We start from the raw sequence: 17,247 nt of genomic DNA on the forward strand, positions 1-17,247 counted from the left end.
CATCGAACACCCGCGCGGACCCAAGATCTCAAATGCGCCCGAGCAAGAGGGCCGCGACTGAGGGCAATGCGCGTTTGGGATCGGGACTAAATGGCGGCGGCAGCGACAGCGCCGCCAGACCAGCCGCGGCCGAGGTCGTAGAGGGACGCGGACGCGCAGCTGTTGACCCGGCAGCGCCGAAAGGTGACCATGGTTCCGGATGTTTCTATCTCGCCACACTGGACAGCGGCGTTACCCGCAAGAAGGGCCGAAAAGACTTTCTCTATTACGATCAGAGCGGAAACCGCATCGTCGACAAGGTCGAGCTCGACCGCTTTTCCGCCCTGGCCATTCCTCCCGCATACATCGACGTGATCATTTCACCGGATCCGCGATCGCACCTACAGGCCGTCGGCCGCGATGTCAGGGGACGGAAACAATATCGCTATCATCCGGATTGGATCGCAGAGCGCGGCCGGGAGAAATTCGCGCAACTGGCGGAGTTCGCCCGAGCATTGCCTAAAATCCGCAAGCGGATCGATATCGACCTTCGCCGAAGGAAGCCCGGACTAGCAAAGGCGCTCGCTACCGTCGTATGGCTGATGGACAAGCTTTTCATCCGCATCGGCAACGAGGCCTATGCGATGGAAAACCACTCCTACGGCTTGACGACCTTGCGCAGCCGCCACGTCAAAGTGGTGGGATCACGCATCCAGTTTCGATTCAAGGGAAAATCCGGCAAGGAATGGCGACTGAGCTACAGTGATCGCCGCATCATCCGCGCCATACGAATGCTGCAGGAGTTGCCCGGCCAGCAGCTGTTCCAATATGTGGACGACGATGGCGTTCGTCATTCGATACGCTCGCAGGACGTTAATGCTTATATTCGTGACACGGCGGCCGGCGACTTCAGCTCGCGGCAATTCCGCACCTGGGGCGCCACCCGTATGGCGGCCTCCACGCTGGCGGCTATCCAACCTGCCGACACCGCCGCAGCGCGAGCAAGACAAGTGAACGAAGTCATCGATGCCGTTGCGGCGAAACTGGTGAACACGCGCGCTGTGTGCCGAGCATCCTACATCCACCCGCGTGTATTTGAAGACTTCGAGAACGGCGCCCTAGCCGAAATTACGCAAGTGAAGGTGAAGACGAGATCCAGCAACATGCTGAGATGGTTGGACGAAGATGAACTCGCAGTGCTTCGGTGGCTGGAGCAGTCAGCATGAACACGATCCAGCTTTACAAAGCATTTCGATCCGTCAAAGAAACCGCAGCCGGGGGATACGATCGAACTCCTCGCGCGCATTCGCCAGGCGACCAATCGCGAGCTGAACCCGCCGGCTGACGCGGCAGTTTTCCCGCTCACTACCGACGCAAATCCACCGCATTCACTTGTCTATACCCACACCCGTTCAGATCTTACCGCGGGCTCCACCAGCGAGAACGAGTAGCTGGTGTTCATCATGAACCCCTTGTTGATACAACTCGATGATAACGGCAGCCACGCGCTCGGCTTCTTCTGTGTCTTTGGCGATGTCCAACTCGATCAGAAGAGCATCGAAAGCCCGCTGACAGATATCCAAATCGGCCGACTGCAACGGATGCTCATGGCTGGTGAGATATTTGCGGATCATCGCGTTTCTTTTCCCTGGCACTCTGGGTAACGACCCACAACCGATGCTCAAATCACCTAGCATATCTTTCAGAAACCGCGTTAGCGCGAGTTTGGATTTGAACGATCTTTTGCTGGGCACGAGGTCTGTCACGCGGATGACTGCCATAGTCACCAAGTCAGCATGACACTCCTCAACCCAAACAATAAATAGCTGGCATGGGCTGAAACCAATGGTCGCCTTGATCGTTAGCGTATGAGCGCTGTTCGACGCCGCACGATCAAGAGGTGAGACATTTTCGATGGACGCCAATTCTACCGAGCCATCGCCTCAGGCGGCGAGCAAACAGTCAGAGCGTCCGAATCTGTTAAAGATCCTTGGTCCCGGGCTGATCACCGGGGCGTCCGACGATGATCCGAGCGGCATTGCGACCTACTCGCAAGTCGGTGCTCAATTCGGATACAGCATGGGCTGGGTCATGCTTTTCAGCTGGCCCTTGATGTGCGCCATTCAGGAAATCAGCGCCCGGATCGGGCGCGTCACAGGTCAAGGCATCGCCGGCAATCTGAAGAGACACTACCCCGTTGGCGTCGTATACAGCGTCGTATCATTGCTGGTGGTCGCCAATGTCATCAACATTGGGGCTGACCTCGGCGCGATGGGGGCGGCACTCAAGCTGCTGATCGGCGGCCCGGCGTTGATCTATGTTGCCTTGTTCGGCCTTGCGTCGGTGCTGCTGGAAGTGTTTTCGCAATATTCGCGGTATGTTTCAGTTTTAAAGTGGCTGACCCTCTCGCTCTTTGCTTATGTGGGCGTCGCCTTCGTGGTGCATATTCCATGGGGCACCGTCGGCTATAATCTGGTCGTGCCGCACATCACCTTCGATGGGCCCTACATCACAGCGGTTGTTGCCGTGCTCGGGACGACAATCAGCCCCTACCTGTTCTTCTGGCAGGCTGAAGAAGAAGTTGAGGAGGTCAAAGAACGCCCGCAGGCAAAACCGCTTAAACGCGCGCCCGAGCAAGCGAAGCCGGAGTTTCAGCGTATCCAATGGGATACTTATATCGGTATGCTCATCTCGAACGTGGTGGCACTGTTTATAATTTTGACGACCGCAGCAACGTTGAACGCGCACGGCGTCACCGATATCCAGACATCTTCGCAGGCAGCCGAGGCGCTCCGGCCGATAGCGGGGCCCTTTGCGTTTTTCATCTTTGCTCTCGGCATCATCGGAACCGGGCTGCTCGCCCTGCCCGTGCTCGCCGGCTCATCCGCCTATGCGCTTGGAGAGACCTTTGGATGGCCCGTGGGGCTCTCACGCACGGCCGGAAGGGCAAAGGCTTTCTACGGAGCTATCGCTATCGCAACGTTCCTCGGAATTGGCCTGAATTTCAGTCCGATAGATCCAATCAAGGCGCTCTTCTGGAGTGCGGTGATCAACGGCGTCGTCGCAGTTCCCGTCATGGCGTTGATGATGCATCTCTCGAGCCATCGTCCGGCAATGGGCGAATTTCGGTTGCATATCGGATTGAAGATCGTCGGATGGCTGGCAACGTTTATCATGGTTGCCGCCGCTATCGGCCTGTTCGCAACCTGGTAGATGCGAGGCTCTGTTGTTGCGGTTGCAGCATGCGTCTCGAAGGGATTTTCGGTTGGCATTTTGGAACGTTCAATGTCTTCCGAAGTTATAGAACTACCGTCCATGAAAGCGGCAATCTTCAAAGGAGATCGAAATGCCCGCGAAATCCAAAGCTCAACAAAGGGCTGCCGGCGTAGCGCTGTCCGCAAAGCGGGGCGAGACTCCGAAAAGCGAATTGAAGGGAGTCTCGAAAGAAATGGAGAGATCCATGAGCGAGCGGCAACTGGAGGAGTTCGCATCGACCAAGATAAAGGGTAAACCGGAACACGTATCCAAATGACGATGCGTGGAGGAATGACCGGTGCCTCATCGTTTCACAATGCTCAAGGCATTTACGACGGTCTTACTTCTGGTCGCAATCACAACGACAACATGGGCACAGTCAGCACCCGGTGCCCTCAGCCAGGATGCGGACTTTCTTCGCGCTTTTGACGGACAGTTTACCGGAACTGGCAGGTTGGAGCGTGCCAATGGCTCAGACCACGCGCTGACGTGCGAATTCAAAGGCAATAGCGTGGGGCGGCAGGCCGTCTTTGACGGGCGCTGCACGACAGCGATCATATTTGGCATATCGATGCGCATCAGTATCCGATATGACGCAGGGACGAGGCGCTATTTTGGCTCGTTTCACGAGAGTATGGGCACCATTGCCGTTCTTGCCGGCTCTCGGCGGGGCGAGACGCTTTCGCTCTCTTTTATCGAGACGGCAAAGAGTATTCGTCCCAATCCACCCGCACGACTGACGATCACGCGAAGAAATCATGACATAGTTCTGGCACTTCGCAGAACAATGCCAGGTCGGGGTCAAAACCTTGACCTTGTGTTGCGCCAAAGCTGAAATCCACCATTGGCTCACCTGCGAGCGCTCATCTGGTGGGAGCCCGCCTCGGGCAGCAACACCGCCTCACGCGTATCATTTTCGATTGCGTTATTTAAGGAGTGGATCAAGAAGGCAAGTATTCGGTCGGCATGGCGCGGCGATATTGCGGAACGGTCGATTGGATCCGCGACCGAAACAGGGACTGCGATTACGCAACGAGACGGTCTGCCCTAACCGTGAGGCGGATCGACAAACCCTCGGGTCTCCATTCCCGAGAAATCTCGCCGCCGAGCTGGCTGCGGACCGTCGCCTTGGCGAGGATACTGCCAAATCCATCACCATCGGATTGCCGCTCCACCCGCGGCCCGCCGATCTCGGTCCACGTCAGCATAAAGTGCTCCCCATCCTCGACGCATGTTATATCGACGCGTCCGTCCGAGGTGGAAAGAGCTCCATATTTCGCGGCGTTGGTTGCAAATTCATGCAGCAGCAATGCAAAGCTCGTGACCGCGCTGCCGCTAATCGTGACATCGGGGCCAGTAATGATGGCCCGCGATCGCCGGTTGTCGGTGCTGACATCGTAGGGCGCCACAATCGTCTGGATCAAGGCGTGCAGCATGGTTGTCTGCTCGTTGCGACTGGCTGCGTCAGACGTGCGGGGAACCGTCAAGGCATGCGCAAGCGCCAATGCGTTCAATCGGGCCGAAACAGCGGATGCGAGCTCGCCCGGTGTCGTTGCGGCTCGCGCGCTTAAGGACACAACGCTGCTTGCAAGACTGAACAGATTTTTGACGCGGTGGTCCATCTCCCTGATCAACAGATGTTGCTGCTCTTCCGCGCGCCGGCGCTCGGTTATATCGCGAGCGATCTTGGACGCACCGACTACGCGGCCTTCGCGATTTTTGATCGGCGAGACCGACAATGATATTTCGACGAGCCTGCCGTCCTTCCGGCGCCGGATCGTTTCATAGTGGTCGATGCGTTCGCCACGGCGGATGCGCGCCAGGATCTCTGGCTCCTCGTTCTGTCGATCCAGAGGAATAAGCATGAGAACAGGCTGGCCGATTGCTTCCTCCGCCGTGTAACCGAACAGACGCTCGGCGCCACGGTTCCAGTTGACGATTGTGCCGTTCAAATCCTTGGCGAGGATCGCGTCGTCGGACGATTCAACGATTGCGGCAAACCTTTGGGCCGCCTCTTCCGCGACGGTCAGTTCGGTCAGATCGACGAGCATATTGACTGCGCCGCTAAGATTTCCGGCGGCGTCGAAGATCGGAGTTGGAAGTGCAAGGAAAGCCACACGTGTACCATCCGGCCGCTCGGCAACCGCTTCCAGCCCTCTGACGGCGCGGCGCTCTTTCAACGCGATCGCCATGGGACATTCGTCGTGCGGGAGAGGTGTCCCATCGGGCCGATAGAGCTTCCATGAGCCGAAAAATTCGCTCGCTCCAAGCTCGGGGCTGACACCCCACATCACAGCTGCTGCTTTGTTGTAGAACGTGATCCGACCGACAGCATCCGTCGTATAGACGGCTTCCGGCAATGCCTCGAGAACATCCTGAAGCGCCAGCGGATGATAAAGCGAATTTGGTTGCGATCCACCTTTAGCAAAAATTTCGGAGGACTCGGTGATCACATCATTCTCAGCAATCGACAGATGGCTCATCGCGTACACTCCGTTTCCCGGCAATGCTTAAAAACCGCGACCTCATGCGCAGATAGTATGGCCGCAGTAATAAAGCCGAAGACAGGTCTTCTTCACCCGCAATTAAAGTACACTCGGGCGGCCTCGTAGATGGAACTATTAAGGCGGCAGGAGTAGGGATTGTAGATCGAAAAATACTATAACGATTAGTAGAAATTGTCTTTTTTCGTCGCATAGGTCCATTTTATGGGTGCGCGATGCGACGCCGGCGATCCGGTCAGTGAGAAATTCGACCCCAGGTTAACCCCGACCGAGACGGTGCCGGAGATCTTATGGGACGCGCCGATACTGATATCGAAAGCATGACTGTTCTCTGCCGGGTTTTCAGAATTTGGACGACTTGGCGATCACGATCAGGTGCGGCATCCTTGAATGAACGCGTGACGCGCTATTCTCTCTCTGCTGAGGCAAGGATCGACATGGCGGCGCAGAAAGAGAATTACCTCAGACAGCGCGCCTATCAAATTTAGCAGGAGCGGCGACGGCCGTATGGGGAAGATCTCCGCCATTGGTTGAAGGCGACTTACCTGCCGGAATGGGATGCCCACAAGGATGCTTGAGACCCCACAAACAGCGATATTTCCGTCCTTTTGGCAAGGACCGCGGCGTCCGGGGCATAGGCAAGCGGGTAAGGATGCCTAGGCGCTCGCGCCGCCAAAACCGGTGAAGCACGAAACAGGAACCCAAAGCCATCCAGTGGCGTTCTGGGTTCCTTGCTGAAATCAGGCGTGGCGCCAGCCAAAACAGTTCCCGGTTTACGCAGGACCACCATCTGCGCGTCAGATGACACGGCAACAAGTCCTTGGAGGAATAAATGCAAAACCAATCTCAAGCGGCCGACAAGGCCGTACCGGCTCCCAAAGATCAGCATCTGCGCGAGCTCGCCAATTGCATCCGTTTTCTGTCCATGGATGCTGTCGAAAAGGCAAAAAGCGGCCATCCGGGAATGCCGATGGGCATGGCGGACATCACAGCCGTGCTGTTTTCAGACTTCGTGAAGTTCGATGCCGACGATCCATATTGGTTCGACCGCGATCGTTTCGTGATCTCGAATGGCCATGGCTCGATGCTGCTCTACAGTCTTTTGTACCTGACGGGTTACAAGGACATGACGATCGAAGAGATCCATCGGTTCCGTCAGATCGATAGCAGGACGCCCGGACATCCGGAATATCACCACGCGCCCGGGATCGAGACGACCACGGGGCCTTTGGGACAGGGGCTGGCGAATTCGGTTGGCTTTGCTTTGGCCGAACGGATCATGAATTCCGCCTTTGGCGACGATCTCGTCGATCATTTCACCTATGTTTTCCTCGGTGACGGATGCACGATGGAAGGCGTCAGCCACGAAGCGATTTCGCTCGCTGGTCATCTGAAGCTCGGAAGACTGATCGCCTTTTTCGACAACAATTCCATATCCATCGACGGCGCCACCAGCCTTGCCGAATCCGATAATCAAGCCGACCGTTTCCGTGCCTCGAACTGGCACGTGCAGGAAATCGACGGACACGACACAGACGCTATTCGCGGCGCCATCATCGAGGCCCGGAAAATTACCGACAGGCCATCGATGATTTCTTGCCGAACCATCATCGGCTTTGGTTTTCCGACAAAGGCCGGCACGCAAAAGGCGCATAGCGACGCGCCGGGAGAAGAGGAAATCGCCGGCGCCCGCCGGATCCTCGCTTGGTCCGCCCCTCCATTTGAAATCCCGCAACCGCTGCTCGACAGCTGGCGCCAGATCGGCGCGAGGGGCCGACAGGCACGGATGGCCTGGGCCGATCGTGTGAAGGAGATGCCGGAATCGCTTCGGGAAAATTTCGAACGGCGCATGAAAGGAGAACTCCCTTCCCACTGGCGTCAGGCAATCGCATCGGCCAAGGTCGAGCTGCTTGCCAGCGAGAAGGACTTGGCGACGCGGCAGGCAAGCGGCATCGTGCTCAATCATCTGTTCGATGCCATTCCCGAAATGCTCGGTGGTTCGGCGGATCTGACGCCGTCCAACAATACAAAGGCGAAAAATCAGGTCGAAATCACACCCAGTCACTATGCCGGCTCCTATGTTCACTACGGCGTCCGCGAACATGGCATGGCAGCCGCAATGAATGGCATTGCGTTACATGGCGGCCTCATTCCGTACGGCGGAACATTCCTGACGTTTTCCGACTATTGCCGACCGTCCATTCGCCTTGCCGCTATGATGGAAATTCGCACCATCTTCGTGATGACGCACGATTCCATAGGTCTTGGCGAAGATGGTCCAACACACCAGCCGATCGAACATCTGAGTGCGCTGCGCGCCATTCCCCGGCTTGCCGTCTATCGACCGGGCGATCCTATCGAGACTGCCGAATGCTGGGAAGCGATCCTCGACGCACCCAGACGCGCGGCGCTGATCGCTTTATCCCGGCAGCCGATGCCTTTTCTTCGGCGTGATGCCGGTGGCGAAAATCTCTCGGCCAGGGGCGGCTATATTCTGCTCGACGCCGAAGGCGGAGAGCGACGCCTAACGATCATGGCAACCGGGTCCGAACTGCATCTCGCGACGCAAGCGCGGGCTGTCTTACAGGGCGAAGGGATTCCGACCGCGGTCGTTTCCATGCCCTGCCGCCTGATATTCGAAGAGCAGGATGATGATTACAAACGCAAGGTTCTCGGCGAAACCCGGGCACGTGTTGCCGTTGAAGCAGCCGTGCAGGATTCCTGGGATCGCTATCTGGGACTCGACGGCCGTTTTGTCGGCATGCACGAGTTCGGCGCATCGGGCAAGATCGACGACGTCTACAAGAAGTTCGATATCACGACCGACGCCGTGGTCCGCGCCGCTCGAACGGTCTTGAGAACGGCTTGAGCGCCGAAATCACCCGTGCCACTCACGAAATGCCCAATAGCTGCCAGTATCTCGCGGTGCACGACCACATCCAGATATTCAAACGCTTGATCGGAAACATAGCGTTGCGAACGCTTATGCCCAGAACAGGCGCTTTCATGGTCACTCTGCACTTACTTTCGATATACATTGAAAGGCACGGATCAATTTCGAGGTGAGCCGCGTTACATATCCACTGATGCTGACCTTGAACCGCGCCAATTCACACCTGCTGTCACCACTTTCAAAAGAGCGGTGGCCCAAGAGAATTGATATTTCAATGACCCATGCCCGTATTGCCGTTCTCGTGGTCGAGGACGAACCACTAACGAGGATAGACATTGTAAGTGCTCTGGAGGAGGGCGGGTTTCTGGTCTTTGAGGCTGCAAATGCCGACGAAGCCATTGTCGTCCTCGAACAACATACTGAAATACAAGCCCTGTTCACCGACATCGATATGCCCGGCAGCATGGACGGTCTGAAACTTGCAGCCGCTGTTCGAGATCGCTGGCCGCCCATCAAGATCATCGTGACATCCGGCCACCGGTCCATTCTGGAAGAGAACCTCCCGATCGATGGGCGGTTTTTCAGCAAGCCCTACAACCCCGAGAGAATTATCAGCGCAATACGCGAAATGGTGGCGGCCTGAGCGAGGTCGACACTGATCATCATCCACGTTTGTGCTGAGCTTTTGTTGCTTGCCTATAAGGTCGGAAGGATAAATGCTCCTCAGGATTGTATGCCCCAGTTATCCATAAGACTCCATCCCTTTGATCGCACACGGAATAAAAGCCCAACCGACGGCTGTCGTCGTACAAAGAGGAAAAACAATATAAATCAATGAACTAGGGAACGTTTTTCGCTCGCAAGGGTTAACTCCCGGTAATGGCATGCACCTTCGTCTGCCGTACTTTACAGGAGTATCTCATGAAAATTCGTTCGATCCTTGCCGGCTTGGCGCTCACACTTATGAGTGGCGCAGCCTTCGCTCAGACGACTGCCGCAACCGGCGCAGACGCCGCCATGGCTGGCCCCGGCATCACAATGGGCAAGACGGCGAGCGGCCCCTTAAAATACGTCAACATCCAGGACGATGATCTGGTCACGTCGAAACTGGTCGGCATCGGCATATACAACAAGCAGAACGAAACCATTGGTAAAATATCCGACGTAGTCATCGGTGGGGGCAAGTCGGTGATTGGCGTTGTTGCAAGTGTCGGCGGCTTCCTCGGCATCGGTGAAACCTACGTGGTTCTCGATCCATCGTCGATCGCGCTGGCGCCGGACAACGGAACCTGGAAGGCTTATGTCGACACCTCGAAACAGGATCTCTCGATGGCCCCGAAGCTCGACTATTCCAAATTGAGGAAATAATGCTGGGGCCAGCTTCGCGCTGGCCCTTTTCCTTCTGACCTGCTGCGCTGAAGAAGAGCCGGCTCCAAAAACGTTGGCTCCGCATCACCGCCTCTTTTCCTATGCGGTTATTCCACGCGCGCATGACATGGAGAACGGTAGATCGATGGCGGACGCCCTCCCCGCATAAATTTCCAAGGCCCTGATGGAGGCCTTGAAAGCATTCTTGCGGTGATGGGGAAATCGCGGACGGAAAGGCAGTACGCCCGCGTGCTGTTTCGCTAACCATGGTGGGAAAACCGAAAAATCGCCATGCTCACCATACCTTTCTTTCATGTCGGTTGGCCTGTGGTCTCGCCAGCAAAACCCGTGAACCGCAAGGTAGTTCTAAACTTAGTCGTCGCCGGCACGGCTTGCAGTCGGGCATCAATAAAAGGCAACCCCTCACCCAATCGTCTAGTCCGGCCGGAACCAATTGCTGCGCACATGGTTGTAGACTTACGGGTCTCGTGAAGAAGATCCGGCAATATGAGGAAACACAATGAAAACGATGATTTTCGCCGCGGCGCTCCTTGGAGCGTCAGCGCTGACGGCTGTCGCCCAGACATCCGCGACCCCGTCGACAGATGCCAACACCCCGGCCGTCGCTACCCCCAACACCAAGAACCCGACGGCGCCCGTCGCAGGCCACAATAGCTTCACCGAGGCACAGGCCAAGGAACGCATAGAGAAGGCGGGGTATAGCGGCGTCACGGCGCTCAAGCTTGATGACAAGGGTCTGTGGCAGTCAACAGCAACCAAAGACGGCAAGTCCGTGTCGGTCACTCTCGACTACCAGGGCAACATCGTCGCGATGTGATTGCCGCACATCCGAATCTATCGATTTCAGGAGAACTAAAATGAAAACAGTTTCCGGACTTTTTGACGACTACGAGGATGCCGAAACCGCAGTCAACGCGCTTGAGAGATCTGGTGTGCCTTCAGAACAGATAAGCATCGTTTCGAACAATGCTCACGATCATGACAAGGATCATTCGGGTGCGGCCAATGGCGCCGGTACGGGTGCGGGGCTTGGCGCTATCGTTGGTGGCGCGGGCGGTCTACTGACGGGCCTGGGCATGATCGCAATTCCGGGCGTGGGCCCCGTTGTCGCGGCCGGCTGGCTTGCGGCGACCGCGGTTGGTGCCGTCGCTGGCGCAGTCGCCGGCGGTGCTGCAGGTGGCCTGATCGGTGCCCTGACTGATTCCGGCGTTCCGGAAGCCGACGCGCATGTCTATGCCGAAGGCGTCCGTCGCGGCGGGACGCTCGTCACCGCGAAGGTCGAGGATGCAGTCGCGCTCAATGCGCAGACAATTCTCAAGCAGTCGAACTGGGTCGATCCGGTTGAGCGTCGCAACGCCTATACCAAGCAAGGCTGGACCAAGTTCGACGATAGCCTTGATCCGTACGAACCGGCGGCCATCGAGGAAGAGCGGGCCCGCTATCGCCAGCCAGGCGTCTGATGAAATGAGCTCTGGCCTCAAGGTCAGGGCTCTCCTTTCTCACCGATCTATCTTAAACACAGGAGGCTCTCATGGGTCGCGGCATTCTTCTCTGGTTCCTGGGCATTCCGATCCCGATTATCATCCTCATCATGCTCTTTGTACGATAGGAGCGCATCATGACGACAATCGACGCAAATGCTGCGCGCACTGTTGCACCTGAATCCTCCGCCTCCGGCGTGAATTGGGCCCCGATCATCGCAGGAGCACTCGCCGCTGTCGGTGTGACGCTGATCCTGACACTGCTAGGATCCGGGCTAGGCCTGACTATGGTGTCGCCATGGTCCTCGCAAAGCGCTGCGGTCGCCACCGTTTCAATCTCAGCGGCTATCTGGCTCATCATCGTCCAGTGGCTTTCGGCTGGTATTGGCGGCTACCTAACCGGCCGCCTTCGCACGAAATGGGTATCGGTCCATACGGACGAGGTCTATTTCCGGGACACCGCCCACGGACTACTCACCTGGGCATTGGCGACGCTGGTCGTCGTTGGCGTCCTCGGTTCAGCCCTTTCATCGATCGTCGGCGCCGGGGTCCAGGCCGCTTCCACAGTGACATCTGGCGCGGCCACCGTGGCAGTTTCCAAAGCCGGCGACAGCGTGGGAGGAAGCTCCTACTTCGTCGACAGCCTGCTGCGGCCGGCCGACCCGCGGAAGCTTCCGGCAAATGCAAACGTCACCGACACCTCAGCAGCGCAGGTCGCCACAATCCTCGCCAATGGCGCGGTTTCCGGCAGCATTTCCCCGGATGACCAGACGTATCTGACACAGCTTGTCGCTGCGAAGACCGGCCTGTCCGACGCCGACGCTAAAACGCGGGTCGACACGATTCTGAAGAATGTTGCCGACGCCAAGGCAAAGGCTCAGCAGGCTGCAGAGGGTGCTCGCAAGGCTGGTGCCAAGCTCGCCCTTTTCGGGACATTGTCGCTGCTGATCGGTGCATTCATTGCCGCCGTCGCTGCAGTCATCGGTGGTCGCGAACGCGATGATATGAAAGCACTTTGAAAGTAGGGTCGCCTGTAAGGCAGGCGACCCTACGCCCGAGCGACTTCGGCTCGAACTTTTCGCTGGATGTCATGGCTCTCGAAGGACGATCCCCCGGCCGCAACGGTTGATCGCCGTCGAGCTCATTAGATCCGAGATCGAACGATGGTCGATTACCACCGTTGATCGACCGCCAGGCGATGGCAGATTGCATCGCATCCTCTCGTTTAGGCCTCTCCATTGGACAATCCCGTGCCCCTTACCCATAAGCAGCACCTGCGCCACGACCAACCTCTGTGGACAGCTTCTCCGAGAATTTCGGTGGTGTCGAGGAAGAGGCCATCTTCCACATCGTTCGATGTCATCATCGTTGGAGCGGGCATCAGCGGTGCGCTCATGGCGCATGCGCTGGCGGGAAAGGCATTGAGAATCCTTGTCGTCGATCGCAGACAGCCTGTACGTGGCAGCACCATAGCCAGCACGGCGATGATACAACATGAGATCGATGTACCCCTGCATGTGCTGGCGAAGATGGTTGGCGAGAAGAAGGCCCAGCGTGTCTGGCAGCGCTCGGCGCGTGCGGTTGAGGAACTCATCAGCCTTGTCCGGGACCTCGAATTGAAATGTGCCTTTGAGCGGAAGCACACACTCTTCCTGTCGGGTGAGGAGTATGGCGCTCGAGCACTTCAGATGGAGGTCGATGTCAGAGCGAAGGCTGGGATCAAAGCGGAACTACTCGATTCCTTTACTCTTCGAGAACGATATGGACTTCATCGGCACGCAGCGATCGACAGCGCTATTTCAGCGTCAGCCGATCCGGCACAGCTTACTGCAGCATTCCTTCGAAACGCGAAGGTCCATGGTATCGAAATCGCTGCAGGCATCGAAATCAAGGACGTGCGTAATACCGATGAGGAGGTCGTCGTCTCGACGTCCGAAGGAAAAATGATCACGGCAAAGCATGTCGTGTTCTGCACGGGTTACGAATTTCTGGAATCGATTGCGAACAAGAGCCAGAAGCTGATCTCGACCTGGGCACTTGCCAGCCGGCCGCGGCTGAAGCGACCGGAATGGCTTGATCATTATCTCATCTGGGAGGGCTCGGATCCGTATCTCTATTTCCGCACAACGCCGGATGGTCGGGTCATAGTCGGCGGCGAAGACGAAGATGGCGACGGCGCCTATAAGGATTCGTCAAAAGTCGCGAAGAAGGCAAGAATTCTTATTGAGAAGCTGGGCGATCTGACCGGCATATCGATCGGCAAGCCCGACTTTACGTGGTCGGCCGCGTTCGGCGTAACGCCAAACGGGTTACCAATGATCGGCAACCTCCCGGGAATGAAGAACGTTTTCGTGACGATGGGTTTCGGTGGCAACGGCATAACGTTCAGCAAGATTGCGGCGGATCTCATCTCTTCCGAAATCCTGGGGCATCGTGACGCCGATTGGGATCTGTTCCCCATCCATTAATCTCACTGTGACTGAGAGCTACCACACGGAGAGAAAAGGACGAACCTCCGGAACGCCGGCATTGAGCGGTGGCGCCTTGGACGACGACGCTTTCATCAGGCTTTGGTTCATTATCCGACTAAATTTCGATATTGATTTCGGCGAAGTATTTTTAGGCGCGTTGACACACCATCATTTCTGCAGGGCGATCAGATGCAAGTGATGGCCTCGTTTGGAACTATGCCAGATCTGCGACCTGCCCCATGTCATATGGGTGCGGGGATGACCGTGCAGCAGAAGAAGTGGCGGGCCGGAGCCCCATGGCGGACGCAAAGCTCCTCAGGTCCGACGTCGATCATTTCCAATTGGAAGCCGCAGAACATGCATTCTCCTCGGTCTCCGGTGCGAAGTTGGAGCAAGTGCAAAACACTGGAATACAGCATTGCGAGTAGCAGCCCGAGAGCGCCCCAGATGTTGCGGCGTTGCTTCCATTCTATAGTTTGAGTCGGGTCAGCTTCGCCGCTGAACGCAGGATGGAATGCTTTACCGTCGGAGCTTCGCCCTATCGCCTTTACTGAGTTGGTGTTGTTGCCGGTGGGGGTGAATTAGCCGCTGATGGCTGGATCGTCGTCTGGGCAGGCGGAACGCGAGAGTCCGATGGACCCATGATAGACCAAAAGCTCCAGGCCAGAGCCGCGACCAGAACAGCCGCAAGAATGGCGATCCAAGGAGACCACGCCGGCCGATCAACCGGCGTCGTTCTCAAGCCGGGGCGGGGGTTGTCGGTATTTTTGCTCATTGCAACACTCCTCCAGAGGGAAAGTCCTTAGCTGCAATAAAAGTTCCACTCGTGATGTGAAATTCGAGCGACCGAATCCGCGCTCCGAGTACAAGGAAATATTCGCCCATAGTCCTATCGTCAGACCGATATCAAAGAGCAGATCCACAGGAAAAGACGGCGTCTGAGCGTGGGGAACCCGCTGGTCCTCTATTGCCTTGCGAGTTCGTGCATCGGAAACAGAGTTATCGAGCGGAACGATGCAGGAGCGACAACGTTCATCACTACAAGCCACGCCACCAATCATGTCGCCCGCGAGGAGAATCCTGCAACGCGGGAGCGCTTTACTGAGCCGTCGCAGCGGGCACCGGCAGGGTTGGCTATCAAATAGGTGCGGGAGACGTAGCCTGGATGAACACATATATGGTCACGCTGTTCATCTTTGGAGCGATCGTGCTGCTGACTGCGTGGCTACCGCTGGCTCTGCGTCATATGCCCTTATCGCTGCCGATCTGCTGTGTGGTGATCGGCATGCTTCTGACGTGGACGCCACTCGCCCCACTTCCACGGATAAACCCGCTCGACAGTCGCGAACTCACGGGACATCTAACAGAATTCGTCGTGATCGTAGCATTGATGGGCGCTGGCTTGAAGATTGACCGGCCGCTGGGATGGCGGCGATGGGCGATGACCTGGCGATTGCTCGGGATTGCCATGCCCATCTCGATCGGGATGATTGCCCTCCTCGGCTGGGGTGTTCTCGGGCTGGGAGCCGCCTCCGCGCTCCTGCTCGGTGCGGCACTCGCACCTACCGATCCCGTACTGGCGGGTGATATCCAGGTCGGACCACCGCAGACCGGCGAGGAGGACGACATCAGATTCGCGCTAACCTCGGAAGCCGGCCTCAACGACGGACTCAGCTTCCCCTTCGTCATGGCCGCTATCGCGGTGACCTCACAAGGAAGCAATGATCATGGATGGATCGCTCATTGGTTCGCCTTCGATGTCGTCTGGAGACTGACGGCAGGTATCGCTTTGGGCTGGGTCACCGGCCGCATACTCGGATATCTGACATTTAAGGTTCCAAGGTCCAGTCGCATAGCTAAAACCGGCGACGGACTTGCTGCATTGGGTTTCACATGCCTTTCATACGGCGCGACCGAACTGATCCATGGTTACGGTTTTGTCGCGGTGTTTGTGACAGCACTGACGCTGCGCAGTGTCGAAAGGCAGAGCAGCTTTCATGGAGAACTCCATGATTTTGGCGAGCAGATCGAACGACTCCTGATGATGGTCGTACTTGTCGGCTTCGGCTCCGCGCTTGCGGAGGGATCGCTGATATCGCATGTCGACTGGCGTGTCGTCGCTGTGGCCGTGCTGACGCTTGCGATAGTCAGACCGGCGGCTGGCTGGATCAGCCTGATCGGCGGCCAACAGCCTCGTGCCGAGAAGCTCATCGTTTCCATTTTCGGAATCAGAGGATTAGGGTCGATTTACTATTTGGCTTACGCCTCCGGAAGAGCTTCGTTCAACGGGATCGAGGTCATCTGGGCGACGGTTTTTCTAATCATCCTTTTTTCGGTGATCGTCCACGGCGTGGCAGTCACGCCGGTAATGCGGTGGATCGATCGTGAACGAGGCACCGACAGCTTGCGCCCAACCACGATGGACAGCCAACAGACCGAAAACCAGGCAGACGCCTAGAGCGAAAATGTTCGCTCAATCAACGACTGATTCACGTATGCCTCCATCTTGATGGCTGCACCCAAAGCAGTATTGCCAAGCCCTCTGCTCTGGGCGTAAGGACTCTCCCCGAACAATGAGCACGGTTATATCAGGAGAAAAGCTTGCAAGTCCTTGTTAGAGACAACAACGTCGATCAGGCGCTGCGCTTTCTGAAGAAGAAATTACAGCAGGAGGGTGTTTTCCGGGAAATGCGGCTGCGCGAGTATTATGAAAAGCCTTCCCAAAAGCGCGCCCGCGAAACGGCTGAGGGAATACGGCGTGCGCGCAAGCTCGCACAAAAGAAACTGAACCGCGAGCTAGGCATAAGCACAGCTAAAAAGCCCAAGCCGGCTCCCCGCTCCAAATAGATATAACCTACTCTCCGCCGAAAGCGCAGCCTGGCGGAAACCTGCTTCCGCGGAGCCAAAAGTGTGAACCGGCTCTGCACGATGACCCCGTTGAGATCCCGTGCAAGCGATTTAAGCTTCACTCGGGCGGCCATCAGGCTCGGCATATCCCAATCGGCCCTCAGCCGGGCTATACATCGGTTGATTGAGACATTGCGCCAGGCACTGGACGACGTGTCGGAGAGGCTCGCAGCCGTCACTTCGATGCGCAGCTGAAAGGGTATTGCATCGCCCTTGTTTTGGAAAGCAGCGCGCCACCTTGCCGACAAATCACTGTGCCGCGTGCTAGGTTCCAAACCCAATCATGCATTTGATTTTGCTTGAACTGTATGATTCAATCTGGATATTTGAAGGAGATTGGCTCATGGCAGGAGAATTCTGGCTTGATG

General features: G+C 56.9%; 16 protein-coding genes and 1 pseudogene. 14 read left to right on the top strand and 3 right to left on the bottom strand.

Going from position 1 to position 17,247, the window contains the following annotated elements:
- Positions 1 to 32 precede the first annotated feature (32 nt).
- Positions 33 to 1,205, top strand: coding sequence for a DNA topoisomerase IB (locus FHT29_RS25835; protein ID WP_168600352.1), 1,173 nt, complete (start codon positions 33 to 35; stop codon positions 1,203 to 1,205).
- A gap of 186 nt (positions 1,206 to 1,391) precedes the next feature.
- Here the strand turns inward: FHT29_RS25835 and FHT29_RS35100 are convergent, their stop codons facing one another.
- Entirely contained in the window at positions 1,392 to 1,904 is a 513-nt protein-coding gene (locus FHT29_RS35100) for a hypothetical protein (protein ID WP_348644888.1), read from the bottom strand.
- On the opposite strand from FHT29_RS35100, the gene FHT29_RS25845 reads away from it, so the two are divergent.
- Both FHT29_RS25845 and FHT29_RS25850 read left to right on the top strand, forming a co-directional pair.
- On the top strand, positions 1,894 to 3,192 hold the full coding sequence (locus tag FHT29_RS25845) for a divalent metal cation transporter (protein WP_168595937.1): 1,299 nt from the start codon (positions 1,894 to 1,896) through the stop codon (positions 3,190 to 3,192). The genes FHT29_RS35100 and FHT29_RS25845 overlap by 11 nt on opposite strands.
- A gap of 133 nt (positions 3,193 to 3,325) precedes the next feature.
- Positions 3,326 to 3,511, top strand: coding sequence for a DUF3008 family protein (locus FHT29_RS25850; RefSeq protein ID WP_168595936.1), 186 nt, complete (start codon positions 3,326 to 3,328; stop codon positions 3,509 to 3,511).
- A 748-nt stretch (positions 3,512 to 4,259) separates the two neighbouring features.
- Here FHT29_RS25850 and FHT29_RS25855 read toward each other — a convergent pair.
- Positions 4,260 to 5,717 carry a PAS domain S-box protein gene (locus FHT29_RS25855; protein WP_037191386.1) on the bottom strand — a complete coding sequence of 486 codons (1,458 nt, stop codon included), beginning with the start codon at positions 5,715 to 5,717 and terminating at the stop codon, positions 4,260 to 4,262.
- A gap of 311 nt (positions 5,718 to 6,028) precedes the next feature.
- On the opposite strand from FHT29_RS25855, the gene FHT29_RS25860 reads away from it, so the two are divergent.
- The 8 genes from FHT29_RS25860 to FHT29_RS25895 all read left to right on the top strand — a co-directional run bounded on the left by FHT29_RS25860 (position 6,029) and on the right by FHT29_RS25895 (position 13,969).
- Positions 6,029 to 6,226, top strand: coding sequence for a hypothetical protein (locus FHT29_RS25860; protein WP_168595935.1), 198 nt, complete (start codon positions 6,029 to 6,031; stop codon positions 6,224 to 6,226).
- A gap of 344 nt (positions 6,227 to 6,570) precedes the next feature.
- Entirely contained in the window at positions 6,571 to 8,607 is a 2,037-nt protein-coding gene (tkt, locus tag FHT29_RS25865) for a transketolase (RefSeq protein ID WP_168600353.1), read from the top strand.
- Between the two features lie 298 nt (positions 8,608 to 8,905).
- Positions 8,906 to 9,274, top strand: a complete 369-nt coding sequence (locus FHT29_RS25870; RefSeq protein WP_168600370.1) for a response regulator — start codon at positions 8,906 to 8,908, stop codon at positions 9,272 to 9,274.
- A 278-nt stretch (positions 9,275 to 9,552) separates the two neighbouring features.
- Complete coding sequence (locus FHT29_RS25875; protein ID WP_037191397.1) at positions 9,553 to 9,999, top strand: PRC-barrel domain-containing protein; 447 nt, start codon at positions 9,553 to 9,555, stop codon at positions 9,997 to 9,999.
- Positions 10,000 to 10,519: 520 nt separating this feature from the next.
- Positions 10,520 to 10,837: a PepSY domain-containing protein gene (locus FHT29_RS25880; RefSeq protein ID WP_037191400.1), complete on the top strand. Its 318-nt coding sequence runs from the start codon at positions 10,520 to 10,522 to the stop codon at positions 10,835 to 10,837.
- 40 nt (positions 10,838 to 10,877) lie between these two features.
- Positions 10,878 to 11,480: a general stress protein gene (locus FHT29_RS25885; protein WP_168600354.1), complete on the top strand. Its 603-nt coding sequence runs from the start codon at positions 10,878 to 10,880 to the stop codon at positions 11,478 to 11,480.
- A 158-nt stretch (positions 11,481 to 11,638) separates the two neighbouring features.
- Positions 11,639 to 12,520 (top strand): hypothetical protein, encoded by an 882-nt coding sequence (locus tag FHT29_RS25890; protein WP_168600355.1) that lies wholly within the window; start codon positions 11,639 to 11,641, stop codon positions 12,518 to 12,520.
- A 294-nt stretch (positions 12,521 to 12,814) separates the two neighbouring features.
- A complete protein-coding gene (locus tag FHT29_RS25895; protein ID WP_348644890.1) occupies positions 12,815 to 13,969 on the top strand; it encodes an FAD-binding oxidoreductase in 1,155 nt (384 codons plus the stop codon).
- A gap of 234 nt (positions 13,970 to 14,203) precedes the next feature.
- Here the strand turns inward: FHT29_RS25895 and FHT29_RS34685 are convergent.
- A pseudogene (locus FHT29_RS34685) lies at positions 14,204 to 14,331 on the bottom strand (alpha/beta hydrolase); the annotation flags it as partial.
- Positions 14,332 to 15,137: 806 nt separating this feature from the next.
- Between FHT29_RS34685 and FHT29_RS25900 the strand changes: the two are divergent.
- The 3 genes from FHT29_RS25900 (at position 15,138) to FHT29_RS25910 (ending at position 17,074) form a co-directional block, all read left to right on the top strand.
- Entirely contained in the window at positions 15,138 to 16,430 is a 1,293-nt protein-coding gene (locus FHT29_RS25900; RefSeq protein ID WP_168600357.1) for a cation:proton antiporter, read from the top strand.
- A 143-nt stretch (positions 16,431 to 16,573) separates the two neighbouring features.
- Positions 16,574 to 16,819 carry a 30S ribosomal protein S21 gene (rpsU, locus tag FHT29_RS25905; protein WP_037191410.1) on the top strand — a complete coding sequence of 82 codons (246 nt, stop codon included), beginning with the start codon at positions 16,574 to 16,576 and terminating at the stop codon, positions 16,817 to 16,819.
- A gap of 81 nt (positions 16,820 to 16,900) precedes the next feature.
- Positions 16,901 to 17,074 carry a LysR family transcriptional regulator gene (locus tag FHT29_RS25910; protein ID WP_168600358.1) on the top strand — a complete coding sequence of 58 codons (174 nt, stop codon included), beginning with the start codon at positions 16,901 to 16,903 and terminating at the stop codon, positions 17,072 to 17,074.
- The last annotated feature ends 173 nt before the right edge of the window (positions 17,075 to 17,247 follow it).

This window comes from Rhizobium sp. SG741 (assembly GCF_012275435.1).
GTDB lineage: Bacteria > Pseudomonadota > Alphaproteobacteria > Rhizobiales > Rhizobiaceae > Rhizobium > Rhizobium lusitanum.